Origin of the sequence: Variovorax sp. WS11, from assembly GCF_010499245.1 — a bacterium.
Classification (GTDB): Bacteria; Pseudomonadota; Gammaproteobacteria; order Burkholderiales; family Burkholderiaceae_C; genus Variovorax.
Window position 1 is genome coordinate 617,638 of the sequence record NZ_JAAGOW010000005.1, and the last position, 23,449, is coordinate 641,086.

29 protein-coding genes are annotated in these 23,449 nt (G+C 67.1%); 13 read left to right on the forward strand and 16 right to left on the reverse strand.

Going from position 1 to position 23,449, the window contains the following annotated elements:
- The first annotated feature begins 84 nt into the window (after positions 1-84).
- The gene (locus tag GXN78_RS37475; RefSeq protein WP_308812393.1) at positions 85-573 is read left to right on the forward strand and encodes a universal stress protein; all 489 of its coding nucleotides are present in this window, start codon (positions 85-87) and stop codon (positions 571-573) included.
- A 57-nt stretch (positions 574-630) separates the two neighbouring features.
- Here GXN78_RS37475 and GXN78_RS41740 read toward each other — a convergent pair whose 3' ends face one another.
- A complete protein-coding gene (locus GXN78_RS41740; RefSeq protein ID WP_239143165.1) occupies positions 631-1,047 on the reverse strand; it encodes a cytochrome C in 417 nt (138 codons plus the stop codon).
- Entirely contained in the window at positions 1,044-1,202 is a 159-nt protein-coding gene (locus GXN78_RS37485) for a hypothetical protein (protein ID WP_164256283.1), read from the reverse strand. Before GXN78_RS37485 ends, GXN78_RS41740 begins: the two co-directional genes overlap by 4 nt.
- Before the next feature lie 184 nt (positions 1,203-1,386).
- On the opposite strand from GXN78_RS37485, the gene GXN78_RS37490 reads away from it, so the two are divergent.
- Together GXN78_RS37490 and GXN78_RS37495 are read left to right on the forward strand one after the other, a co-directional pair.
- Positions 1,387-1,578, forward strand: coding sequence for a DUF2892 domain-containing protein (locus GXN78_RS37490; RefSeq protein WP_106555339.1), 192 nt, complete (start codon positions 1,387-1,389; stop codon positions 1,576-1,578).
- 453 nt (positions 1,579-2,031) lie between these two features.
- Positions 2,032-2,472, forward strand: coding sequence for a flavodoxin (locus tag GXN78_RS37495; protein WP_239143138.1), 441 nt, complete (start codon positions 2,032-2,034; stop codon positions 2,470-2,472).
- A gap of 64 nt (positions 2,473-2,536) precedes the next feature.
- On the opposite strand, the gene GXN78_RS37500 is transcribed toward GXN78_RS37495, so the two are convergent.
- Both GXN78_RS37500 and GXN78_RS37505 read right to left on the reverse strand, forming a co-directional pair.
- On the reverse strand, positions 2,537-4,042 hold the full coding sequence (locus GXN78_RS37500) for a thymidine phosphorylase family protein (protein ID WP_106555471.1): 1,506 nt from the start codon (positions 4,040-4,042) through the stop codon (positions 2,537-2,539).
- Between the two features lie 14 nt (positions 4,043-4,056).
- On the reverse strand, positions 4,057-5,409 hold the full coding sequence (locus GXN78_RS37505) for an MBL fold metallo-hydrolase (RefSeq protein WP_106555341.1): 1,353 nt from the start codon (positions 5,407-5,409) through the stop codon (positions 4,057-4,059).
- 191 nt (positions 5,410-5,600) lie between these two features.
- On the opposite strand from GXN78_RS37505, the gene GXN78_RS37510 reads away from it, so the two are divergent.
- The 3 genes from GXN78_RS37510 (at position 5,601) to GXN78_RS37520 (ending at position 7,762) form a co-directional block, all read left to right on the forward strand.
- Entirely contained in the window at positions 5,601-6,029 is a 429-nt protein-coding gene (locus tag GXN78_RS37510) for an Hsp20/alpha crystallin family protein (RefSeq protein ID WP_106555342.1), read from the forward strand.
- Between the two features lie 297 nt (positions 6,030-6,326).
- Entirely contained in the window at positions 6,327-6,980 is a 654-nt protein-coding gene (locus GXN78_RS37515) for a BON domain-containing protein (RefSeq protein WP_106555343.1), read from the forward strand.
- A gap of 395 nt (positions 6,981-7,375) precedes the next feature.
- Positions 7,376-7,762 carry a carboxymuconolactone decarboxylase family protein gene (locus GXN78_RS37520; protein WP_106555344.1) on the forward strand — a complete coding sequence of 129 codons (387 nt, stop codon included), beginning with the start codon at positions 7,376-7,378 and terminating at the stop codon, positions 7,760-7,762.
- Positions 7,763-7,799: 37 nt separating this feature from the next.
- On the opposite strand, the gene GXN78_RS37525 is transcribed toward GXN78_RS37520, so the two are convergent.
- Complete coding sequence (locus GXN78_RS37525; protein ID WP_106555345.1) at positions 7,800-8,048, reverse strand: BON domain-containing protein; 249 nt, start codon at positions 8,046-8,048, stop codon at positions 7,800-7,802.
- A gap of 319 nt (positions 8,049-8,367) precedes the next feature.
- On the opposite strand from GXN78_RS37525, the gene GXN78_RS37530 reads away from it, so the two are divergent.
- The 4 genes from GXN78_RS37530 to GXN78_RS37545 all read left to right on the forward strand — a co-directional run bounded on the left by GXN78_RS37530 (position 8,368) and on the right by GXN78_RS37545 (position 11,965).
- Positions 8,368-8,640 (forward strand): DUF883 family protein, encoded by a 273-nt coding sequence (locus GXN78_RS37530; RefSeq protein WP_106555346.1) that lies wholly within the window; start codon positions 8,368-8,370, stop codon positions 8,638-8,640.
- A gap of 28 nt (positions 8,641-8,668) precedes the next feature.
- Positions 8,669-10,150 carry a phenylacetate--CoA ligase family protein gene (locus tag GXN78_RS37535; RefSeq protein ID WP_106555347.1) on the forward strand — a complete coding sequence of 494 codons (1,482 nt, stop codon included), beginning with the start codon at positions 8,669-8,671 and terminating at the stop codon, positions 10,148-10,150.
- 86 nt (positions 10,151-10,236) lie between these two features.
- Positions 10,237-10,512, forward strand: coding sequence for a universal stress protein (locus tag GXN78_RS37540; RefSeq protein ID WP_239143139.1), 276 nt, complete (start codon positions 10,237-10,239; stop codon positions 10,510-10,512).
- 13 nt (positions 10,513-10,525) lie between these two features.
- Positions 10,526-11,965, forward strand: coding sequence for a trypsin-like peptidase domain-containing protein (locus GXN78_RS37545; protein ID WP_239143140.1), 1,440 nt, complete (start codon positions 10,526-10,528; stop codon positions 11,963-11,965).
- Between the two features lie 80 nt (positions 11,966-12,045).
- Here GXN78_RS37545 and GXN78_RS37550 read toward each other — a convergent pair whose 3' ends face one another.
- Together GXN78_RS37550 and hemN are read right to left on the reverse strand one after the other, a co-directional pair.
- Positions 12,046-12,759 carry a sulfite exporter TauE/SafE family protein gene (locus tag GXN78_RS37550; protein ID WP_106555349.1) on the reverse strand — a complete coding sequence of 238 codons (714 nt, stop codon included), beginning with the start codon at positions 12,757-12,759 and terminating at the stop codon, positions 12,046-12,048.
- 2 nt (positions 12,760-12,761) lie between these two features.
- Positions 12,762-14,180, reverse strand: a complete 1,419-nt coding sequence (gene hemN / locus GXN78_RS37555) for an oxygen-independent coproporphyrinogen III oxidase (protein WP_106555350.1) — start codon at positions 14,178-14,180, stop codon at positions 12,762-12,764.
- Positions 14,181-14,303: 123 nt separating this feature from the next.
- Between hemN and fnr the strand changes: the two genes are divergently transcribed.
- Positions 14,304-15,020, forward strand: a complete 717-nt coding sequence (fnr, locus tag GXN78_RS37560) for a fumarate/nitrate reduction transcriptional regulator Fnr (protein ID WP_106555351.1) — start codon at positions 14,304-14,306, stop codon at positions 15,018-15,020.
- Here the strand turns inward: fnr and GXN78_RS37565 are convergent.
- The 9 genes from GXN78_RS37565 to GXN78_RS37605 form a co-directional block, all read right to left on the reverse strand.
- On the reverse strand, positions 15,001-15,246 hold the full coding sequence (locus tag GXN78_RS37565) for a hypothetical protein (protein ID WP_106555352.1): 246 nt from the start codon (positions 15,244-15,246) through the stop codon (positions 15,001-15,003). The two genes, fnr and GXN78_RS37565, sit on opposite strands and share 20 nt — an antisense overlap.
- Positions 15,247-15,251: 5 nt before the next feature.
- Positions 15,252-15,527 (reverse strand): FixH family protein, encoded by a 276-nt coding sequence (locus GXN78_RS37570; RefSeq protein ID WP_181360498.1) that lies wholly within the window; start codon positions 15,525-15,527, stop codon positions 15,252-15,254.
- A 17-nt stretch (positions 15,528-15,544) separates the two neighbouring features.
- Positions 15,545-16,942, reverse strand: a complete 1,398-nt coding sequence (ccoG, locus tag GXN78_RS37575) for a cytochrome c oxidase accessory protein CcoG (protein WP_239143148.1) — start codon at positions 16,940-16,942, stop codon at positions 15,545-15,547.
- A gap of 49 nt (positions 16,943-16,991) precedes the next feature.
- A complete protein-coding gene (ccoP, locus tag GXN78_RS37580) occupies positions 16,992-17,906 on the reverse strand; it encodes a cytochrome-c oxidase, cbb3-type subunit III (RefSeq protein WP_106555354.1) in 915 nt (304 codons plus the stop codon).
- A gap of 9 nt (positions 17,907-17,915) precedes the next feature.
- Positions 17,916-18,053, reverse strand: coding sequence for a cbb3-type cytochrome c oxidase subunit 3 (locus tag GXN78_RS37585; RefSeq protein ID WP_106555474.1), 138 nt, complete (start codon positions 18,051-18,053; stop codon positions 17,916-17,918).
- 11 nt (positions 18,054-18,064) lie between these two features.
- On the reverse strand, positions 18,065-18,691 hold the full coding sequence (gene ccoO, locus GXN78_RS37590; RefSeq protein WP_106555355.1) for a cytochrome-c oxidase, cbb3-type subunit II: 627 nt from the start codon (positions 18,689-18,691) through the stop codon (positions 18,065-18,067).
- Positions 18,692-18,701: 10 nt separating this feature from the next.
- On the reverse strand, positions 18,702-20,141 hold the full coding sequence (gene ccoN, locus GXN78_RS37595) for a cytochrome-c oxidase, cbb3-type subunit I (RefSeq protein ID WP_106555356.1): 1,440 nt from the start codon (positions 20,139-20,141) through the stop codon (positions 18,702-18,704).
- Positions 20,142-20,206: 65 nt separating this feature from the next.
- Positions 20,207-20,344: a cbb3-type cytochrome oxidase assembly protein CcoS gene (gene ccoS, locus GXN78_RS37600; RefSeq protein ID WP_106555357.1), complete on the reverse strand. Its 138-nt coding sequence runs from the start codon at positions 20,342-20,344 to the stop codon at positions 20,207-20,209.
- Positions 20,344-22,674, reverse strand: coding sequence for a cation-translocating P-type ATPase (locus GXN78_RS37605; RefSeq protein ID WP_106555358.1), 2,331 nt, complete (start codon positions 22,672-22,674; stop codon positions 20,344-20,346). Before GXN78_RS37605 ends, ccoS begins: the two co-directional genes overlap by 1 nt.
- Before the next feature lie 103 nt (positions 22,675-22,777).
- Between GXN78_RS37605 and GXN78_RS37610 the strand changes: the two genes are divergently transcribed.
- Positions 22,778-23,221 carry a universal stress protein gene (locus GXN78_RS37610; RefSeq protein WP_106555359.1) on the forward strand — a complete coding sequence of 148 codons (444 nt, stop codon included), beginning with the start codon at positions 22,778-22,780 and terminating at the stop codon, positions 23,219-23,221.
- A 43-nt stretch (positions 23,222-23,264) separates the two neighbouring features.
- The gene (locus GXN78_RS37615) at positions 23,265-23,444 is read left to right on the forward strand and encodes a hypothetical protein (RefSeq protein WP_106555360.1); all 180 of its coding nucleotides are present in this window, start codon (positions 23,265-23,267) and stop codon (positions 23,442-23,444) included.
- Positions 23,445-23,449 lie beyond the last annotated feature (5 nt).

The window sequence follows — 23,449 nt, forward strand, 5'->3', positions numbered from 1 at the left end:
ACCTGCCTTGCGCCACATCAAGGCACGGCGCGCCAGCGTTCCGATACTGACAGTTTCTCAATCTGAGATTGAAGGGATGCTGTCATGTACCAAAGAATTCTTGTGCCCGCCGACGGCAGTTCGACGGCGCGACGCGGGCTGGACGAGGCTATCCGCCTGGCGAAACTGTTGCAGGGTCGACTGCGGGTCATCCACGTGATCGACGAGCTCTCGTTCGCTCTTGCCATGGACGCTTATGCCGGCCACGCGGGCGACTGGCTGAGTGTGCTGCGCGAAGACGGCGAGCGGGTCCTCGCACAAGCCAAGGCTCTCGCGAAGGCGGCCGGGGTCGAAGCCGACACGGTCCTGTACGACAGGCGTTCCGGACAAGTTCACGAACTGGTCACCGCCGAAGCCGCCAAGTGGCCCGCGGATCTGATCGTCCTCGGAACGCACGGCCGCCGCGGCGTAGGACGCGTTGTCATGGGCAGTAGCGCGGAGCACATCCTGCGGAATGCACCGGTTCCCCGGTTCTGCTCGTGCGGGCGCCGGAGACCGCATCCAGGCCGCAGCCGGAGGAACCCGCCCACGTGAGTCAGCCAACGGCGGCCCTGGCCCGCATCCGGCCTAGCCATCGAAGGCGCACCCACATCAGGGCAGAAAGCTCCCGCCTGCGCTGCGCGCTGGCGGCTGCAGGCTTTCGCCCACAGGCACCCACCGTTCGCTTGGGCCTTCCCGGCGAAATGCATATCCGCCCCGGCCTGCCGGCGCAGCTTCACCAGGAAAGCGATAGAACTCCTCGTTGAGATACCTCGCGACTTCCGCCACATCATCGTCGCCCCAACCGAGCGCCGCATCCGCCTGCCAGCGCCAGACCTGGGCCCTGAGGCTGGTCCAATCCGTGGCGAGTCGTCTCTGGCGCCAGTGAACCTGCTCGGTGTGGCAAGCGATGCAGTGCGTTTGGTACAGCAAGGAGCCGCGCGACTGGGCCAGGACCGGAGAAGACGATGCCAGCACCGCGAGCACCGTCGCGAATCTGCAGCAGGCCAGAGACAAGTTCATGGTCAACTCCGCCCCGCTTCAGCCTTGCACTCACCGGCTTCCATCGCTCTCTCTCGACCCGTGATATCGCCCACGATCATCCCGGTTTGTTCGCGCGTGGACGGTGAGGGGCAGGCGCCCCGCATCAGCACGACTTCCCGAAGAATCACTTTGCGTTCCATCTGGTTTCTCCTGCGTGGCCAGGATGATGGTAGGCATTTCGGCCGGGCGACGGTTGACCTGCATCAAGCTTGGTACGCAACCCGGCAGATCGCTCCCATCGAGCCGAAGTTTGATCCGCCGCAATAGCGTGTCGCTTTGCGGGTGACATCATGAGTGTGTGTTCAACGCCCCAAGGAGCTGATCATGGTGCGCAATGTGGGAACCATCGACAGGATGATCCGAGTGGCCGCAGGCGCGACGTTCGTCGCGCTGGCCCTGGCTGGTGTGGTCGACGCCTGGGGCTACATTGGGATCGTCCCATTGCTGACTGGCGTGTTCGGCGCATGCCCGGCCTACAGGCTCTTCGGGATCAGCACGTGTCAGAAGAAGGCTTGAGCGCGTCATGCAGAAACTCTGGATAGTCATCGCATCGCTGGCACTTCTTGGAGCCGCCTTGCTGTGGCTCGGGTTCAAGGTCTTGATCCTATGGCTCACGCGCGACTGACCGATGGGGCGAGCGTCGTTGGCACCGCCGATGACACGCTTCTCCCGGTGGCCGCTAGAAGCAGTGGCACGGTGAATCCCGTAGGTGCACCAGCGAAACGGCACCTCGCACAGAGCCGATTCAGCGGCGACCCCACGCGATTCTGACTCTGGCGCACTTGCGCCAGGGCAACTCGCCAGCATTTCGGGTTCCCCGCGAGCATTTGATCGAGCGCAAGCCCCATTCTTCCGTACACACCGTACCGCCGGAGGAGTTCTATGAGCAGGGTCCTGGTTGTCGTCTACTCGTACACCGGCATTTCGCGCCGTCTTGCCGAGCAGCTTTGCGCTCAGCGAGGATGGCAGATGGCCGAGATCGCCGAAGAACAGCCGCGTCGCGGCGCGTCGGGCACCTGCCGATGCGTGTTGGATTCGCTCTTGCGACGGCGCCCCGCGATCCGATACGACGGGCCGTTTCCCAGAAACTTCGATGCGGTCGTCCTAGTGTCACCGGTCTGGCTCGGTCGATTGGCAGGCCCGATGCGCAGTTTCGTGGCGAGACGGCAGGACCACCTGCCCGCCGTTGCGGTGATCTCGGTCGCCGGCGGCCGCGGCGAATTCGACGTCGTTGCCGAAATCGCCGATCTCATCGGCGAGGAGCCCATCATCAGTGCAGACTTCACTGCACGTGAGGTCGAGGACGGCACGTGTTCCGGCCGGCTGAGGACCTTTGGCGTAGCCTTGCTGGGAGCCGAGGAAGCTCATGCTGCCGCACGAAGATCCTGTCTCTCTCCACAAGTGGCTTAGAGCGTGCTCTTGACGAGCAACGCGCCCTCGAAAGCCCGACTCCAGCTTGGCGTCGAGACAAGGATCACGGCTGCGCGTCGACCTGGACCACCGGCAACTGTGAACGCACGAAGCTCAGGGCGTACCGGAGGGCCCCCAGGCTCTCGGCGTGCAGTGTAAACAAGGGCTGCCCGAGTTCGACGCGGTCGTGCAGACGCGCGTGCATCGTCGCACCCGCTGCCGGGTCACGCGGTGCACCGGCGAGCTTCGCAGCGCGCGTCACCAGCCGCGTGTCGATTGTCGAAACGATGCCGCTCACCGGCGCGGATACCGTGTGTGTATGGGCAGCTCTGGGCGGCACGCGCAAGCCGCCCTGCGCTTCGCAGATCGCAATGAACTTGGCCAGCGCGCGCCCATCGGCCAGCACCTCGCGAGCCAGCACCTGCCCGGCGCCCGACTCACTGCGGCCTGCCATTTCCAGAATGCCTCCCGCGATCAGCAACGCACGCTCGCGCAGGTCGGACGGCGCATCGGCGCGGCGCTCGAGCACAGCCATCACGTCCATCGCCTCCAGGGCCGGACCGATGCCGCGGCCGACCGGCTGAGTGCCGTCGGTCATCTGGGTGCGCACCTGAAGACCGAGCGCCGCCCCGACGGACACCAGGCTGCGCGAGAGCTGCTCGGCGGCCGCCAAGCTGCGCACCTTGGTCACGGGGCCAACCGGAAGGTCGATCAACACGCGCTGCGAGCCCATCGCGATCTTCTTCGACAGGATCGATGCCACCAGCAAGCCTTCGCTGTCGAGGTTCAGCGGGCGTTCCACGCGTATCAGCATGTCGTCGGCCGGACTGATGCGTGCGGCACCGCCCCACGCGATGCAAGCACCTTCACGCTCGACGACGCGGCGCATGGCGGCCACGTCCAGTTCGACCGGTGCGAGTGTCTCCATCGCGTCGGCGGTTCCAGCCGCCGATGTGATCGCGCGCGAGGAGGTCTTGGGCATCAGCACGCCGCATGCGGCAACGATGGGCACCACCAGCAACGTGGTTCGGTTCCCGGGCAGTCCACCGATGCAATGCTTGTCCATCACGGGCGATACGCCCCAATCGATGCGCTCGCCGACGTCGACCATGGCTCGGGTCAGCGCCATCGTCTCGTTGAAGTCGAGGCCGCCGCCGGCACAGACGGTCACGAAGGATGCCAGGTGGATGTCGGAGAGGCGACCATGGCTCACGTCCTCCGTCAGTGCTCGCAACGCCGCATAGTCGAGCCTGCCGCCATGAACCTTGGCCCGCAGGTGCGCAAGCGAATCCAGTACCGGCGGATGGCGCACCTCCACCTCGTCGCCGCTCGCCGCGCCCAACAGGGCCCAGGCGGCTTCCGACAGGGCGATCTCGTTGTGCCGCAGCCAGTCGCTGCCCACGTGATGAAGGATCGCCAGCAGGTGGCGGCCGCCGGCGATCACCTCGACCTGCGCCTGCGACTGAAATCCCTCGGCCTGGCAGACGTGGCAGTCGCTGCGCAGATAGACCACGGCTTGCTGATAGGTGTCGATGCTGGCACGGCGAGCAAGCAGGCGATGGGTCGTCACGGACGAGCCGTCCGTCAAAGCTCCAGGGATTCCCGGTAGATCGGAACCGTCGTCTGCCAGCCATGGCGCTCCTCGATCGCCAGTCGCAGCGCATCGGCCGCCACCGGTTCGCCATGCGTGACGAAGACCCGCCGCGGCGCGCGTAAGGCACCGATCCAGGCCAGCAGCTGTTCGCGGTCGGCATGTGCCGACAAGGTGTCGAGGTTGGCCACCTCGGCGCGCACGGGCACGTAGGCGCCGTGGATCTTGACCGACTCGGCACCACCCACCAGCGCCGCACCGCGCGTGCCTGCAGCCTGGAAGCCGGCGAACAGGATCGTGTTCCTCGCATCCGGCGCATAGGCTTTCAAGTGGTGCAGCACGCGGCCGCCGGTCGCCATGCCGCTGGCGGACACGATGATCGACGGAAAGCGCAAGTCGTTGAGCCGCTTCGAATCCGCCACCGTGTTGACAATGGTGACCTCTTTGCCGATGACGGCGCATTGCTCGGCACTCAGCTGGTGCTCGTCGAGGTGCCTGCGGTAGATGCGCGTGACGTCGGCCGCCATCGGGCTGTTCAGGTAGACCGGCATGTCGGGAATGCGATGCGCGTTCTTGAGCAGCTGAATGCAATGCAGGATGGTCTGCGCGCGCCCGACGGCGAAGGAAGGGATGACGACGATGCCGCCGCGCGCCGCGGTCCGGTTGATCACCTCGGCCAGCGCGACGAGGGTGTCGACGTCGCGATGCCGGCGGTCGCCGTAGGTGGACTCCACCACGACATAGTCCGCTGGTTCGGACGCTTCGGGTGGCCGCATCATCAAGTCGTCGCTGCGCCCGAGGTCGCCGGAGAAAAGGATGCTGCCGCCCGTCCAGGCAACCCGCACGCTGGCCGCGCCGAGGATGTGTCCTGCCCGCTTCTGGCGCCACGACCAGCCCGGCCACGGCAAATGCTCCTGGTCGAAAGGGATGGCCTCAAAGCGCTTCAATGCCGCGCGGGCGTCATCCTCGGTGTACAGCGGCAGCGCGGGCTTGTGCTTCGAATGCCCGTGCCGGTTCGCGAAGTCGGCTTCCTCTTCCTGAAGGCGGCCTGAATCCGGCAGCAGGAGTTCGCACAGCTCGCGCATGGCCTGGGTGCAGTAGACCGGCCCCTTGAACCCGAGTTTGACCAGGCGCGGCACGAAGCCGCTGTGATCCATGTGCGCGTGGGTGAGCAGCACGGCGTCGATTTGGGAGGCGTCGACCGGCAAGGCGTCCCAGTTGCGCAGGCGAAGTTGCTTCAGGCCCTGGAACAAGCCGCAGTCGACCAACAGCCGGCGCCCGTCGTGCTCCAGCAGGTATTTCGATCCGGTGACCGTGTCCGTACCGCCGAGGAATTCGATGCGCATGGCTTCTCCTTGTTGACGCCGAGAGCTTGGCAGCTGCAGTGCGCTTCGGCTTGATATGCATCAAAGCTCGCAAGGCATGCGCGCACGGGTGTTGAGGAAGATCAAGCCGCTTGCCGACATGGCTACCTACATTGACAGGGCGCGGTGCAGATTCCCGCGCTCTCACAATCACTCTTACCCAAGGAACCATCATGAGCAACCTGAGACTGCTGGATCCGGTGTTCGGCAACGACTTTGAAGCCGCGCTGCGCCGCTTCTTCTCCCCCACCGTCTTCGAGGGCGAGCATGCCCCGCTGAAGATGCGCATCGACGTGAAGGAAAACGACCAGGCCTTCACCGTGCAGGCCGACATCCCGGGCGTGAAGAAGGAAGACATCAACGTCAGGATCGACGGCAATGTCGTCAGCATCGATGCCGAGTCGAAGAGCGAGAAGGAATCCAAGGGCAACGGCGACAAGATCCTGCGCAGCGAGCGCTACTACGGGTCGGTTTCGCGTACGTTCAGCCTTGGCCAGGACGTGGACGACACGAAGGTGGAGGCGAAGTACGTTGACGGCGTGCTCACACTGGAGCTGCCGAAGAAGGCGCTGGCCGCCTCATCGAAGATCGTCATCCAGTGAGCTGCCATGCGGCCCCAAAGACCGGGCGACCGGTCCTTGGGGCCAAGCTTGGGCCAGGACTCGATCTCTCATTTCACTGAAAGGCGGCCCGCACGCCTCGGTTGACCAAGATCAACCTTGTGTTGCATCTCAACATGGACAGGTTGCGGCCATCGAGAAATTCGCGGCTTCGGCGACCCTCCAATGGCATGCACGTGCTTCCCCTTGATCCAGCGCAACGCGGTTGCGGCGATCTCTTCCTACAGTGGCATCGGCTCCTCTTTGTGAGCCAGTCCCGATCTCTCAATGAGGAAAGTCATGAAATCCGATACGCAACTCCGAACCGACGTCCTGGCCGAACTGGACTGGGATCCGGCAATCAAGGCCGGCACCGTCGGCGTCACCGCCAAAGAGGGGGTGGTCACCTTGACAGGCCACCTCGGCAGTCACGCCGAGAAGTTGGCCGCCGAGCGCGCAGCGCAGCGCGTCCAGGGCGTGAAAGCGCTCGCGGTCGAGATCACTGTCAAGCTGCCCGCTGGCGATGAACGCACGGATGCTGACATCGCGCGGGCGGTCGAGCACGCGCTCGAATGGAACGTCCTCGTGCCGAACGGGAAGATCAAGCCGATGGTCGAGGCCGGCTGGGTGACGCTGAACGGCGAGGTCGAGTGGGAGTACCAGGGCAGCGCCGCGGAGAACGCGGTGCGCCGGTTGATGGGTGTCACGGGCGTGTCGAACCTGGTCAAGATCTCCCCAAGGGTGCATGCCGCGGAGGTCGAGAAGAAGCTTCGGGAGGCTTTGGCCCGACAGGCGCAGCGCGAGAGCGACCGCATCCAGATCTCGGTCGATGGTTCCAAGGTCGCGTTGCGCGGGAGCGTTCATTCGTTCGCCGAGTCCTACGCCGTCCAGAATGCCGCGTGGTCGGTACCGGGCGTGACCTCGGTCGAGAATGATCTGGTGGTCCTGGACTGAAGCCGCGTCCGGATGACGGCTTGAGGCTTGAGGCCATGAAGAAGCGCTCGACCCCCCGGCCTTCCTCGGCACGCGCACAAAAGCGCCGGGGCCGATCGCCGATGCCTCAAGACGAGGCTGCAAGCGATGCGATCGGCAGCGTGCGGCGGGGAGCATGGAGTTCGGATCGAACCGATATCGAGCGGCCGAACGAGGGGCAGCGCCTCTCGATCGAGACCGCATCACCCAATGCGGAGGCAGGGGGCGTCGAAGCGCCAGGCCCTCTCGCGGAAGAGAAGAAGGCCTCGCCTTTCGAATAGTTCGCGCAACCACGACAAGCGTGGCCGGCACTTGATCTGCCTCAGCCAGCCAGTACCTCTTGCCTTCTATCGTTCCACGAGCATTCGGAGAGTCACATGAATTCAGAAGCCACCACTCGCGCCCCGAGCGAGACGTCCTACACGCAGCTGACGCGAGGCATCTCCGCGCGATTGGCCCAACTGCGCCAGGATACGCCCGCTGTCATGAAGAGCTTCGGCGATCTGGCGCGCGCCACGATGCCGAGCGGCGCGCTGTCGGCAAAGACGAAGGAGCTCATCGCTCTTGCCCTGGGGGTCGCGGCTCATTGCGACGGCTGCATCGGCTTTCACGCGAAGGCGCTGGTGGGTCTGGACGCCACGGAACTCGAGGTGGAAGAAGCGCTGGCCGTGGCGGTCTACATGGGCGGCGGCCCCTCCCTCATGTACAGCGCAAGGGCATTGGATGCATTCAGCGAGTTCTCCGAGCTCGCCCGGCGCCAGTGAGGTTGACGCAGGAGGCCAATGACGCGCTACCGCTCCGTCAGGGTTGCACCGTGCCTCGCAAGGTGGCCGTGGCGCCGGTGATGAGGACCCCGATGCGCTGGGCCTCTTGCTCGGCATGCCAGGCGAGCGCCTCGCGGATGCGGGTGAGCACGTTGGCCGACATCACGTTCGGCTTGAGGGTGATGTCATTGGACAGCCCCAGGACACTGGTCAGCGAACGAACGGCCTGCATGGCCGCGTTGCGCTGGTACGCCCACTCGACCTCACCCTTGAGCGCCGACTCCACGGCTGCTGCGATCTCCGAGTCGCTGCGCTTGTGTCCCGGTGCAAGCTTGACGTCCAGCCTTCTTCAGTTGTGCATCCGTCTTCATGATTTGCCTTTCAAGGCTGTCTGACAAGTGCCTGCAGGAACCGGCCTCCACCCGGCTTGCCATAGTGCGGCCAAGGCTCGCGCACTTCATTGCGCAAACTCAAGTGAGAGGTCAGTTGGAGATCGACACCGCCAAGAGCAGCTGGCGGCTTTGCGCATTCATGATCTGCATCAACGGTTGCATGCACGGCGCGCCTACGATGACCTGCACCCCATCCCTCACGAAAGCCAAGCCATGAACCACACCTCCCAGGAAGACTCCGCTGGCTCGATCCAGAGCCTGTCGCATTGCGGGCGAGGCCTGCGCTCCGGCGAAGCGCTCGCCAAGCTGGACGACGCCCTCGATCGCGTTCGTGCACAGCTCGGCGAGCTGCAGGGCACGACGATCCGAAAGGCGCGCGAGGCCATCCGCTCCGCCGACGAGTCCGTGCACCATCATCCATACGGGGCGCTGGCAGCCGTGGCGGTCACGGGCCTGCTCGTCGGCTTCCTGGCCACCCGGCGCTGAGCTGTTCGCTGCCTCTCGGGGAGCGGCCATGCGGCCCGGCCTCGAAGGGCAAGCCACACCGACCGGCTCAACCGCCATGCTGTCCTTCGACCCTTGGCTCGCCGGCGCGGTCGCGACGCAAGTCGCCGCTGGTGGACGTGCCGATGCCGGTGCCGTAGCCGCACTTCGCGCGCGGCGCCTTACCGAACTCGTCAAGACCGCCGCAAGCCACTCGCCCTTCTATGAGCGTCTTCTGGCCGGCCGCCGCCCCGGTGCCGTTTGCCTGGCCGATCTGCCCATCGTGCGCAAGAGCGAATTGATGCCGCATTTCGACGAATGGGTCACCGATCCGGGCCTGCGACTCGAAGACCTGCGCCTCTTCATCTCGGATCCGGCATCCATCGGGCGTCCCTACAAGCACGGATACACCGTGTGGGAGAGCTCCGGCAGCAGCGGCGAACCTTGCATCTTCGTGCAGGACAGCAAGGCCATGGCCGTCTACGACGCGCTGGAAGCGCTACGCAGGCCACCGCTGCAACCCCAGCGTCGCTGGATGGACCCGTGGTGCCTGGGCGAACGCATCGCCTTCGTCGGCGCGACCAACGGGCATTTTGCGAGCACGGTTTCGATGGCGCGTCTGAAGCGCCTGAATCCCGTTCTCGCGCCGCGTCTCCACAATGTGTCCTTTCTCCAGCCCATGCCGCAACTGGTCGAGGAGTTGAACAGCATCGCCCCCACCATCATCGCCACGTACCCGAGCGCAGCGGTCTTGCTGGCGCAGGAGCAGCTCGCCGGTCGCTTGAACATCGCGGCGCAGGAAATCTGGACTGGCGGGGAGGGCCTCTCGGGCGCCATGCGACGACTCGTGCAGGCAGCCTTCCACTGCCCGATCGCGAACAGCTACGGCGCTTCCGAATTCCTGTCGCTGGCCTTCGAGTGCCCGTTGGGCCACCTGCACCTGAACAGCGACTGGGCGATCCTGGAATCGGTGGACGACGAGGGACGCGCCGTCCCGTGCGGCACCGCGGGTGCCACGGTGCTGCTCACCAATCTCGCCAACCACCTGCAGCCGCTGATCCGCTATGACCTGGGGGACCGGGTGACGCTGCATGCCGAGCCCTGTCCCTGTGGATCGCATCTTTCTGTCATCGACGTCGAGGGCCGCTGCGACGAGACCCTCCAGTTCGGCCGCGACCCCAACCACCTCATCTCCCTCCTCCCGCTGGCCCTGAGCACGGTCCTCGAGAGCGAAGCGGACCTGTTCGACTTCCAACTGGTGCAGGAGGGGCCGTCCAAGCTCCTGCTGCGCACCGGTATGCGCGGTGCGGACGCCGCTGCCGCGCTGGAGCGCGGCCGAGGTGCGCTCGAGGTCTTCCTCCGCGGCCAGGGCGCGCGAGGGATTCACATCCGCTGCGCAAGCGCGGAGTCCGCGCTGTGCGGCCGCAGCGGCAAGGTCCAGCGAGTCATCGCCGCGCCAACAGCGGCGCGCCGTACTACCGGCCGAGCCAAGCCGGAGACTGTGCGTGCGTGAATGTTGATACAGCGCAAGCGCCACGATGCGCCTGCAACGAACAATGAGTCGGCTCGTCATCCAGGCCTACGGCGGGCAAGTTCAAGATGGCCGACGAACGAGGAAAAGCCATGTACCAACACATTCTGGTTCCCCTGGATGGCAGTGCGACAGCCGAACGCGGTCTGCGCGAGGTGACGCAGGGCCGCATCGCAAACGTGGTGGTCGACGAGGCGCGCAGCTCGGGCTGCGACCTGATCGTCATGGGCACGCATGGGCGGCGCGGCTTCAGCCGTTTGGCGCTCGGCAGCGACGCCGATCTGGTGGTACGCCAGAGCCCTGTACCTGTCTTGCTGGTGCGTGACGATCCGGAACAGGCCTGACGCGCCCCGAATCGTGCGACAGCCACGCCAACTCCTCTCGACACTCGCCTGCGCCTGGCTGCTCTACGGCTGCGGCATCAGTCCTGCCCAGGTCCCTCCGGCCGGCAGCGAATCATCCTCCACGCGGCAGGCGGCAGCCTTCTCGACGCTGGTCGCGAGCCGCAGCGCAACGGTGGTGGACATCAGCACGCTGCGTATCGGGCGCGACGAGAGCGAGGGCGACATGGACCTGGAGTTCTCGCCGGAGAACGATTTCGCGGACCGGCTTGCCTGGCCGCTCCCGGCCAGCGCACGGATCAGCCAGATCCGGGATCTCGCATCCGGGGTCATCCTGTCGAGCGACGGGCTCATCCTCACCAGCGCGCACGTCGTCGCGCATGTGGACGAAGCACAGGTTCGCCTGGATGACGGACGCCGATTCACGGCGCGGCTGGTCGGCAGTGACCGCCAGACCGACGTTGCGTTGCTGAAGATTGACGCCGAAGGCCTGCCGGTGGCGGTCATCGGCGATTCGTCGCAGCTGGCGCCGGGCGACTGGGTGGCGGCGATCGGCGCGCCCTTCGGCTTTCACGGAAGCGTCACCACAGGCGTGGTGAGCGCGAAGGATCGGCTCATCGCCGGCGCCGGCGAGATTCCGTTCATCCAGACGGACGTCGCCATCAATCCTGGCAGCTCGGGCAGCCCGCTCTTCAACAGCCGTGGCGAGGTGGTCGCGATCAATTCGATGATCTACAGCGGCAGCGGTGGCTACATGGGGCTGTCGTTCGCGGTGCCGATCAACCTGGCCATGCAGATCGCGCAGCAGTTGCGCGCCACCGGTGCCGTGCGCCGAGCGCGCCTGGGTGCCGAGTTCCAGGAGATGACGCCCCTGCTGGCGGAAACGTTCGGTCTCGTGCAGCCCGCCGGCGCGCTGATCGTCAAGGTGGAGCCGGACAGTCCGGCCCGGCACGCCGGGCTTGCAGCCGGCGACATCGTGACGGCCATCGACGGCGTTCCCTTCTCGCACTTTTCCGAGCTGCTGCAGCGGATTGCGGGGCGGACGCCCGGTACACGCACCCGTCTGGCAGTCTGGCGCCGCGGCGGGACGCACATGATCTGGGTCACCTTGTCCGAGCAGCCAGCTGCACGATCCTCCTCGCCCGCCGCGGCGGTACCCGAATGGAACGATGGTCTCGGTCTGAGTCTCGGAGAGCTGTCGCCTGCATCGCGCCGGCAGCTCGGCGTCGACGGCGGCCTGCTGGTGCGCGAATCCGGCGGGCTGGCGCGCAGCGAGGGCATCCGGGCCGGCGATCTGATCTTCGCCATCAACGAGCAGCGCCTGGAGCACGTGGACGAGTTCCGGCACGCCCTTTCGCGCGCGCCGGCAGGCCAGACCGTCGCTTTGCTGGTGATGCGCGATCGTCGGTTGGCCTACGTGCCGATCCGGATCTCGGCTCGGCCCGGCTTGCCTTGACGGCGTGGCGAACGTTGCGGTCGGGATGTCCCTGGATGATCAGAATTCGCTCGCCCATTCTGCGTTCAGTGGAAGCAGTCCTAGCTGCACCAGATCAGGATCTGGCGGCTCAGGTCGGTCCATAGCGCTTGCAGCGCCACCGCCGCGAGCAGCCCGCCGGCGAGCCGGGTGCCCCATTCCCGGCGAACGGCATCCGCGCCCCGGCCCACGCGCTGCCACAGCCATGGGGCCAGCACCAGCGACACGCCGCTGCCGGCAGCGAAGAGCGCCATCGCCAGCGCGCCCTGGACCGGCCCGTTCGCCAGGCCGGCCAGCATCAGCGCCGAATAGAGCAGCCCACAGGGCATGGCCACCCACAGCGCGCCGAGGCCGAACAAGCCGGGCAGCGAGCCCGTCGCAGGCCGCAGGCGCGCAGCGAGCGACCGGCCGATGCGGCGGGCCCAGAGCGGCTGGCGTCCCAGTGCGGCGAGCAGCAGGGCCCATGCCAGCACGAACACGTGCAGCAGGACCCACAGCGGGCGCAATGCCGCGACGTGCTGGCTCGCGAAGGCGAGGCTTTCCACCGCGGCCGCCGCCACGGCGCCGGCCGCTGCATACCCGGCGACGCGACCCGCGTGAAGAATCCACGATGCGGAGCCGCGCCGCAGGCCAGCCGACAACGTCGCAACGCCGCCGCCTTCCGGCGCCCGCACGATGCGGATCACGCCGGCGCAGGCGGCGCCGCACATGGCGACGCAATGAGGTCCCCCGGCCAATCCCATCAGGAGCGCGGTACCCGCGAGCGCCGTCTGCATGATCAGACGATGCGCGAGAAGCGCGCGCGGTTCTGGTCGGCCTGCAGATAACGGTCGAAGACCATCGCAATGGCGCGCACGAAGAACCAGCCCATCGGGGTGACCTCGATCTCGTGATCCCGCAGCTTCAGGAGATCCTGCGCGGCGAAGGGCGCCAGGGCCACGAGCTCGTTCGCGAAGTAGCGGCGGAAGTCGACCAGGTGCGCTTGCGCCATGGCTTCGAAGTCCACGCGCCCCTGGCACATCAGCGCCATGATCACCGCGCGGCGCAGCACGTCGTCGCGCGTGAGCGCCAGGCCGCGCACGACCGGGAGGCGCTCCTGGTCCAGGTGGTCGTAGTACTCCTCCAGCGTCTTGGCGTTCTGGCAGTAGGTGGCGCCGACGGCGCCGATGGCCGACACCCCCAGCGCCACCAGGTCGCAGTCCGGCTGGGTGCTGTAGCCCTGAAAGTTTCGGTGCAGGCGGCCCTGCCGCTTGGCGATGGCCAGGGCATCCCCGGGCAACGCGAAATGGTCCATGCCGATATAGACGTAGCCGGCTGCGCAGAGCGCCGCGATCGAGCGCGACAGCATCTCGATCCGCAAGCCGGCATCGGGCAGTTCCTCGGCCGCGATGCGCCGCTGCGCCTTGAAACGCGCCGGCAGGTGCGCGTAGGCATAGAGCGCGATGCGGTCGGGCCGCAGCTCGCAGACCTGCGCCAGCGTGCGATCGAAGGACGCGACGGTCTGGCGCGGCAGTCCGTGGATGAGGTCGATGTTGATCGAGCCGAAGCCGAGCCCGCGCGCGCTCGCCATGAGCTCGAACACCTGCTTTGCCGGCTGGATGCGGTGGACGGCCTTCTGCACCTCGGGGTCGAAGTCCTGGACACCGAAGCTCAGGCGATCGAAGCCCATCTCCGCCAGCCGCGCAAGGCGATGGCCGTCGACGGTGCGCGGATCGATCTCGATCGACTGCTCGCGCTCCGGCGGCAGGGTGAATGCCTCCTCAAGAACGGAGATCAGTTCGCGCAAGCCCGCATCGTGCAGGAAGGTGGGCGTGCCCCCGCCCAGGTGCAGCTGGCTGACCACGGCGCCTCGGCCGAGGTGCGCAACCTGAAGGGCCACTTCCTTCGACAGGTACTCGAGGTACTGCCGCCCGCGGCTCTGGTGCCGCGTGACGATCTTGTTGCAGGCACAGTAGTAACACAGCGACTCGCAGAACGGGATGTGCACGTAGAGCGACAGCGGCCGCCCGTGCGCGCCAAGCTCGCTGCGCTGCCGCAGCGCCCGGACGTAGTCGTCGGCCGTGAAGGCCTCGACGAAGCGGTCCGCCGTGGGGTAGGAGGTGTAGCGCGGTCCGCAGAGGTCGAAGCGCCGCAGCAAGGCCGGCGCCGGCCTGACCGAGGACGACGCGTCGGGAGCAAGGGCCAGGGATGAGTTCATCGCAGCGGCAGGGTGAAAGCAGAGTGGGCCACTATGCCGCCGGGCGGCCCCACCGCCCTTGATGTGCATCAAGCCTCCTTTGCATGTTGCGGCTCAGAATGGCCGCACACACCGATGCCTCCCATGAAGATCCAGAACATCAAGGTCGCCTGCTCGAGCTGCACCCTGCGCGAGCTCTGCATGCCCGCCGGGCTGGAGCCGCATGAGCTCAAGCGCATCGACGAGCTCGTCTCCACGCGGCGCAAGGTGCGGCGCCGCGAAACCCTCTTTCGCAACGGCGAGCACTTCACCTCGCTCTACGCGATCCGCTCGGGCTTCTTCAAGACCCGCGTGGCCAGCGAGGACGGCCGCGACCAGGTCACGGGCTTCCAGATGGCGGGCGAGATCATCGGCCTGGACGGCATCGTCAACGAACAGCACACCTGCGATGCGGTCGCGATCGAGGATTCCGAGGTCTGCGTGATGCCCTTCCAGCGCCTGGAGGCGCTGTCGCGCGAGGTCACGGCACTGCAGCGCCACGTCCACCAGATCATGAGCCGCGAGATCGTGCGCGAGCACGGCGTGATGCTGCTGCTGGGCAGCATGCGGGCCGAGGAGCGGCTCGCCGCCTTCCTGCTGAACCTGGTGCAACGCCTGCATGCGCGAGGCTTCTCGCAATCCGAGTTCATCCTTCGGATGACGCGCGAGGAGATCGGCAGCTACCTCGGCCTCACACTCGAAACGGTGAGCCGCACGCTCTCGAAGTTCATGAGCGACGGCATCGTGGAGATCGATCAGCGCAAGGTGCGCATCGTCGATCCCGAGGGGCTGCGCCGCATCGTCAATCCTCCCGGTTGTTGATCTCCCTCGCCGGAATCGTCAACAGCAGCGTCAGCGCGCTCGCGCCCGTCGCCAGCAGCCAGAAGACGAAGAAGGCGGCCGTGTAGACCGTCTGGCGCGACAGGGCGAGCACCTCTCCGCGCCAATGCAGATCGGCAGGATCGACCAGCGCGAACACCAGCAGCTCGGTCGCACTGGCCAAGAGGAAGGCCGGCCAGAGGATCGACATCCAGGTCTGCATCTTCATGATCGTCAGCGCCGGGGGGCCGGCACGTCGTCGGCCGGTGTCGCTGCGTGGTTGCGGCCGGCCAGGGCCGGCATCAGCTTCTTGTCGGCGAGAGCCTTGTTGATCTCGATGCCCCGGCGGTAGTAGTCCGCCTCCACCACCGGATCCGGCGTCCGCAGGGCCAGCCAGAGCGTCACGAAGCTGGCGACGACGACCACGGCGGGCCCCGCCATGACCATCCAGACAAAGGGAAAGCGCCACCAGGGCTCGCGCTTCGGCAAGGTCATCGGGCGATCGTCCATCGGGTCTCCTTCGGATTTCAACGGGGCACCATGAAAGTGGCTTTCTCCGACACCTGCGCGCTGCCGTCCAGCGAGCGCACGTCGAAGTGCACGGCGTGGGAGCCGGCAGTCGCGCTGCCGTAGGGAAGCTGCAGCCGAACCGCAACCCAGCGCGACTGCGCCGGGCCGACTTCGACCGGCTCGGCCGGCGAGGCGCCCAGGCCCTCGAGGCCGTGCGCCTCGATGCGGTAGCGCTGCTGCCGCTCGGTCGCGTTCATGATTTGCAGCCGGTAGACGTTCTCGAGCTGGCCGCCCTCGACGATGCGCGCCAGCGAGCCCCGGTCGCGCACCACGTCGACCTTGAGCGGCATCCGGACGACCAGGCTTGCGAGCAAGCCGATGGTCAATGCCGCCAGCACCCCGGCGTAGATCAGCACCCGCGGGCGCAGCACCCGGCGCAGCACCTGGCTGCGCGTCCAGTGGCCAGCCATGCCGTTCTGCGTGGCGTAGCGGATGAGGCCGCGCGGAGCCGCCATCCTGTCCATCACCGTATCGCAGGCGTCGACGCAGAGCCCGCAGCCGATGCACTCGTACTGCAGCCCCTTGCGGATATCGATGCCGGTCGGGCAGACCTGCACGCACAAGGTGCAGTCGATGCAGTCGCCGATGCCCAGCGCACGGGCATCGCTGCCCTTGGAACGCACGCCGCGCGGCTCGCCGCGCTCGCCGTCGTAGCTCACGATCAGGGTGTCGCGATCGAACATCGCGCTCTGGAAGCGTGCGTAGGGGCACATGTACATGCAGACCTGCTCGCGCATGAAGCCCGCATTGCCGTAGGTCGCGAAGCCGTAGAACAAGGCCCAGAAGACCTCCCACGAGCCCATGCGCGTCTGCAGGAAGGCCAGCCCCAGCTCGTGGATCGGCGTGAAATAGCCGACGAAGGTAAAGCCGGTCCACAGCGCGATGCCGAGCCAGACGATGTGCTTGAACCATTTCTTGACCAGCTTCTCGAGCGAGAACTCGCCCTCGTCCAGGCGCATGCGCGCGATGCGATTGCCTTCGATCTTGTGCTCGACCCACATGAAGATCTCGCTGTAGACGGTCTGGGGACAGGCATAGCCGCACCACAGCCGCCCTGCCACCGCGGTGAAGAGGAACAGGGAGAGCGCCGAGATCACCAGCAGCCCGGTCAGGTAGATCAGGTCCTGCGGGTACAGCACCAGGCCGAGGATGTAGAAGCGCCGCGCGCCCAGGTCGAACAGGACGGCCTGACGCTGTCCCCATTCGAGCCAGGGCAGTCCGTAGAACACCAGCTGCGTCAGGAACACCAAGGTCCAGCGCCAGCGCGTGAAGACGCCACGCACCGTGCGGGGATAGACCTTCTTGTGCGCGACGAAGAGTCCCCCGCTCTCGGGCGCGGCGGCGATCGGGATCACCCGGCGCGCCGGGCGGGTCGGTGCCGAGGCAGTGTCTTCCACGGTGCGCCTACGGGGTCACGACAGCTTTGTTCGACAAGCCCCAGACGTAGGAGGCCAGCACATGGATCTGCGCCTCGGTCAGGCGGCCCTGCTGCGCCGGCATCTGGTTGGTCCTGCCGGTGTTGATGATCGAGATGATCGCTTCCTGCCCGTAGCCATGCAGCCAGACCTTGTCGGCCAGATTGGGCGCGCCCATCGCGGGGTTGCCGACGCCGCCGATGCCGTGGCAGGCCGCGCAGGCGCTGAATTTGCTCTTGCCCAGGCCGGCACGCACCGAATCGTGGGGGCTGCCCGACAGGCTCAGCACGTAGTTGGCGACGTTCTTCACATCTTCGGGGGTGCCCACCGCGGCGGCCATCGGCGGCATCACGCCCGTGCGTCCACCCGTGATCGATTCCTTGATCTTGTCGGGCATGCCGCCGTGCAGCCAGTCGCTGTCGGCCAGGTTCGGGAAGCCCTTGCTGCCGCGCGCATCCGAGCCGTGACATTGCGCGCAGTTGTTGAGGAACAGGCGCTCGCCGATCGCCATGGCCGCCGGTTCGCCGGCCACGCGCTCGGCCGGCATGGCCGCATAGGCGGCGTACACCGGCTCCAGCTCGCGCTTGGCCCGGGCCTGGTCCTTGGCGTACTCGTCGGCGGTGCTCCAGGCGAGCTCGCCCTTGTAGCTGCCGAGCCCAGGGTAGGCGACCAGGTAGGCCAGGCCGAAGACGATGGTGATCACGAAGAGACCGATCCACCAGCGCGGCATCGGGTTGTTGGCCTCGCGCAGGTCCTCGTCCCAGACATGGCCGGTCGTGTTGTCCGAACCGGACGGCGCCGACGAGCGGGCCACCACCCACAGCAGCAAGGCGCACAGCAGGATGCTGCCCAGCGTGGCGAGGGCTACGTAGTTCGACCAGAAGTCGCTGAAAAAGTCGCTCATGGGGATCTCTCAGTCCTGTTCGAAGGGCAAGCGGCCCGCGTCCTCGAAGGCCTTCGCACGGCGGCGCGAGAAAGCCCACGCGAGAATGCCGATGAAGGTCGCGAAAGAGGCCAGCGTGGCCAGGATGCGCAAAGTGGTGATGTCCATCTGCATGCTCCCTACTTCAGCGCGAGGCCGAGCGACTGGAGATAAGCCACCAGCGCATCCATCTCGGTCTTGCCCTTGATCTCGGCCGGCGCCGCGGCGATCTGTGCGTCGGTGAAGGGCACGCCGACCCGCCGCAGCGCACGCATGTGGCTCGCTGCCTGCGCGCCGTCCAGCGGCGCGTTCTCGAGCCAGGCGTAGGCCGGCATGTTCGACTCGGGCACCACGTCGCGCGGGTTGACGAGGTGGATGCGGTGCCACTCGTCGCTGTACTTGCCGCCGACACGCTGCAGGTCGGGGCCGGTGCGCTTGCTGCCCCACTGGAAGGGGTGGTCGTAGACGAACTCGCCCGCCACGGAGTAGTGGCCATAGCGCAGGGTCTCCGCCCGGAAGGGCCGGATCATCTGCGAATGGCAGTTGTAGCAGCCCTCGCGTACGTAGACATCGCGGCCCAGCACCTGCAGCGAACCCGGCGGCTGCATGCCGGCGACGGCCTCGGTGGTGGACTTCTGGAAGAACAGCGGCACGATCTCGACCAGGCCGCCGATGGCGACGACCAGCAGGATCAGCACCACCATCAGGAAGTTGTTGGTCTCGATCTTCTCGTGCGAGAAGCCGGATTGGGGAGCGCTTGAACTCATGATTTCTTCCTCAGGCATGCGCGGCTGCGGGCAGCGGAATGACGGCGCGCTCCGAGCGCCCGGTGACCACGGTCATGCAGCAGTTCCAGGCCATCACCAGCATGCCGCCCAGGTAGAGCACGCCGCCGAGCACCCGCACCACGTAGTACGGATAGGTGGCCTTGACGCTCTCGACGAAGGTGTAGGTGAGCGTGCCGTCGGGGTTGATCGACCGCCACATCAGGCCCTGCATCACCCCGGCGATCCACATCGCGGCGATGTACAGCACGATGCCGATGGTGGACATCCAGAAGTGCAGCTCGATCGCCTTGACGCTGTACATCTCGTTGCGGCCGTACATCCTCGGGATCAGGTAGTAGAGCGAGCCCATCGAGATCAGTCCGACCCAGCCGAGCGCGCCGCTGTGCACGTGGCCCACCGTCCAGTCGGTGTAGTGGGACAGCGCGTTCACCGTCTTGATCGACATCATCGGCCCCTCGAAGGTCGACATGCCGTAGAAGGAGAGCGAGACGATCAGGAAGCGCAGGATCGGATCGGTACGCAGCTTGTGCCAGGCGCCCGACAGCGTCATGACGCCATTGATCATCCCGCCCCAGCTGGGCGCCAGCAGGATCAGCGAGAACACCATGCCGATCGACTGGGTCCAGTCCGGCAGCGCGGTGTAGTGCAGGTGGTGCGGGCCCGCCCACATGTACGTGAAGATGAGTGCCCAAAAGTGCACGATCGAGAGCCGATACGAGTACACCGGCCGGCCGGCCTGCTTGGGGATGTAGTAGTACATCATCCCGAGGAAGCCCGCCGTCAGGAAGAAGCCGACGGCGTTGTGACCGTACCACCACTGCACCATCGCATCCTGCACGCCGGCATAGGCCGAGTAGCTCTTCATCCAGCCTGCGGGGATCGCCGCGCTGTTGACGATGTGCAGCAGCGCCACTGCGAGGATGAAGGCGCCGTAGAACCAGTTGGCCACGTAGATGTGCCGGACCTTGCGCGTGCCGATGGTGCCGAAGAACACGACGGCATAGGCCACCCAGACCAGCGCGATCAGGACGTCGATCGGCCATTCGAGTTCGGCGTACTCCTTGCCGCTGGTGTAGCCCATCGGCAGGCTGATGGCGGCGGCCACGATCACGGCCTGCCAGCCCCAGAAGACGAAGGAGGCGAGTGCCGGCGCGAACAGGCGGACCTGGCAGGTGCGCTGCACCACGTGGAAGCTGGTGGCCATCAGCGCGCAGCCGCCGAAGGCGAAGATCACCGCGTTGGTGTGCAGCGGGCGCAGCCGTCCATAGCTGAGCCAGGGAATGCCGAGGTTGAGCTGGGGCCAGGCCAGCTGCGAGGCGATGATCACGCCGACGAGCATGCCGACCACGCCCCAGACCACCGACATGAGCGCGAATTGCCGCACGACGGTGTCGCTGTAGACGGCTGTGGGGGGATTCGATGGTTGCATCTTCGGGCCTTCTCGTGGATGACGGCAAGTGTCCCGGCGCCGCCGGGGCGGCGGTTTGATGCAGATCAATCGCCGCGCAGAATCCGCTCCCCTTCGCCCTCGACATCGTCGAACTGGCCACGCTCGATCGCCCACCAGAGGCCGCCCAGGATCACCAGGACGAGCACGACCGAGAACGGGATCAGCAGGAAGAGGATGTCCATCAGCGCTCCTCGACGGGGGATCCGGCCAGGCGCGCCGCATTGAGCACCACGACCAGGGAACTCGCCGCCATGCCCAGCCCCGCCAGCCAGGCCGGCAGCCAACCCGCGAGCGCCAGCGGCACGCACAGGGCGTTGTAGCCGGCCGCCCACCAGAGGTTCTGGCGCACGATGCGCAGCGTGCGACGCGCCTGCGCAATCGCCTGCGGAATGACCGCCAGCGAATCGCCGAGCACGACGAAATCGGCACGCGCCTGCGCCAGCGGGACCGCGTTGCCGAAGGCGAACGAGGCATGGGCATGCGCGAGCACCGGGCCGTCGTTGAGCCCGTCGCCCACCATCGCGACGCGCCGGCCCTGGGCCTGGAGTTGCTGCAGGACGCTCAGCTTCTCCTCCGGGGCGCAGTCGCCGCGGGCGTCGGGGATTCCGGCGCGCCGGGCGAGCTCGCACGCGGCGGCCGTGCGGTCGCCGGACAGCAGATGCAGGGCCAGCCCCTGCGCGCCCAGCGCTCCTACCGTGCCGACGGCATCGGCGCGCAGTTCCTCGGCCAGCACGAAGCTCGCGATCCAGCCCTGGGGGTCGCTCAGATGCACCTGCGCCGCATCGACCGGCAGCGGCTCGACGCCGCAAAAGTCCGCCGAACCCAGGCGAAGGCGGCGCGCGACGCCGTTCGTGTCGCCTGGACGGCGCAGGCGGCCCTCGAGGCCCAGGCCGCCGTGCTCCGTCAGCTGAAGAAGCTCCCACGCCGGGGAAGAACGGAACTGTGCGCGCCATGCGCCGACGAGCGCACGTGCGGCCGGATGCAGCGACTGGGCGCCGAGCGCGGCGGCGAGCTCGACGGCGTCCCCGGGCCGCAGGCCCTGGCGGCAGTAGACGCGGTCCACGCGGGGCGTGTCGCGCGTGAGCGTGCCGGTCTTGTCGAACACCACCGTATCAACGCTGGCCAGCGCCTCCAGCGCCTGGAGATTTCTCACCATCACGCCCCGTCGGGCCAGGAAGCCGGCACTTGCGAGCATGGCCGCCGGCGTGGCCAGCGACAGCGCGCAGGGGCAGGTCACGATCAACACCGCCACCGCCACCATCAGCGCGCGGCCGGGGTCGACCGGCCACCAGAACGCCGCGGCCAGCGCGGCGGCGGCCAGCACCGCCACCAGGAAGGGCCGCGCCGCGCGATCCGCCAGTTGCGCGAGCCGTGGCTTCTGCAGCGAGGCGCTTTCCATCAAGGCGACGATCTGTGCGAAGCGCGTGTCCTGCCCGAGCGATTCGACCTGCACCTGCACCGCCGACGAAAGGTTGTGGCTGCCGGCCAGCACGCGCGCGCCGCGGGGGCGCGGAACCGGGCGCGATTCGCCGGTCAACAGGGCCTCGTCCGCCGTGGTGTCGCCGGCGATGACGACGCCGTCCGCGGGAAAGGCCTCGCCCGGCAGGATGCGCACCACGTCGCCGAGCGCGAGCCGCCGGACCGCGACACGCGCGAAAGCGCCATCGGCACCGAGGCGCTCGACGCTGTCCGGCAGGCGGTTCATCAGGGCTTCGAGGGCCCCGGCGGTGCGGTCCCGCAATCGGGTTTCGAGCCACCGCCCCGTGAGCAGAAAGAACACGAACATCGTGAGCGAATCGAAGTAGACCTCGTGGCCCAGCGCACCGGTGGGGTCGAAGGTGGCTGCGGTGCTGACCGCGAAGGTCACCGCGATGCCGAGCGCGACCGGCAGGTCCATGCCGACACGGCGCAGGCGCAGATCGCGCAGCGCGCTGCGGAAGAAGGGCCCGCACGAGAACAGCATCACGGGCAGCGTGAGCACCCAGGAGGCCCAGCGCAGCAGCTGCGCGGCATCGGCCGTCATGTCGCCCGGCTGGGCAATGTACGCGGGATAGGCGTACATCATCACCTGCATCATGCAGAAACCGGCGACCAGCCAGCGCCAGAGCGCCAGCCGCGCCTCGTGCGAGCGCCGCGCGCGCACGGCCATGTCTGCGGCAGGCACCAGCCGGTAGCCGGCGGCGGCGCAGGCGCCGAACCAGCGCGATGGCTTCACGGCCGCGGCCGACCAGACCACGCGCGCGCGCCGGGTTGCCGCGTTGACCTCGACCTTGTGCACGCCCGGCACCTGGGCCAGCGCCGCCTCGACCGTGAAGGCACAGGCCGCGCAGTGCATGCCTTCCACCGCAACCTGCGATTCCCAGCGGCCACCTGCGGCATCGCCGTCGATCGGGCGGCCGAAGGCCGGCCATTCGGCCGGATCGTCCAGCAGCGCCCAGCCGGCCTGTGTTTCGGCATCGGGGCGCAGAGGATCGGCGCGGGTCGACGAACCCGCCGGAAGTGCAGCTTGCATATGACGAGGCTATGGGCAGGCAAGCGCCATGGCCTTGATCTGAATCAAGCCGCGAGCGCGCCACACGCCTACGCTTGCGCCATCCACCTCAGCCGGAGACACCATGTTCAAACGCATCCTCGTCGCCACGGACGGCTCGACGCTTTCGAAGAAGGCCGTCGCCAGCGCCATCTCGCTGGCGGCGCAGCATGATGCCGACCTCGTGGCGCTCACCGTCGTGCCGCGCTATCCCACGACCTACTTCGACGGGGCGCTGACGCTTGCGCACGAGGATGTCGCGCGCATCGAAAAGCAGTGGGCCGAGAAGGCACAAGGAATGCTCGACGCGATCAGCACCCGGGCCACGGCTGCCGGCGTCCGGATCAAGACGGCAGCGATCCCCTCGGACCGGGTGGCCGACGCTGTCATCGCGGCGGCCAAGAAGCACAAGTGCGACCTGATCGTGATGGCCTCGCACGGCCGCAAGGGGATCAAGCGGCTCTTGCTGGGCAGCGAGACACAGCACGTGCTGACCCACTCGGCACTTCCGGTTCTGGTGCTGCGATAGATCGTCGGGCACCGGCCCTAGTCCATCCGCTGGAGTTCATCCCATGATCACGAAGCGCACCGCCGCACTACTGAATTCACTGGCATTCATCCTGGCCACCATGGCAGCGACCGCCCTGCTGGTGGCTGCCGGTCTGTCGGAGGAGCCTGAAACAATCGCCGACGCTTCCTCGAAGCTCACGATCGTCGTCGTCGAAGCGCGCGCTGCGAAACACGGCGACTGAACGGC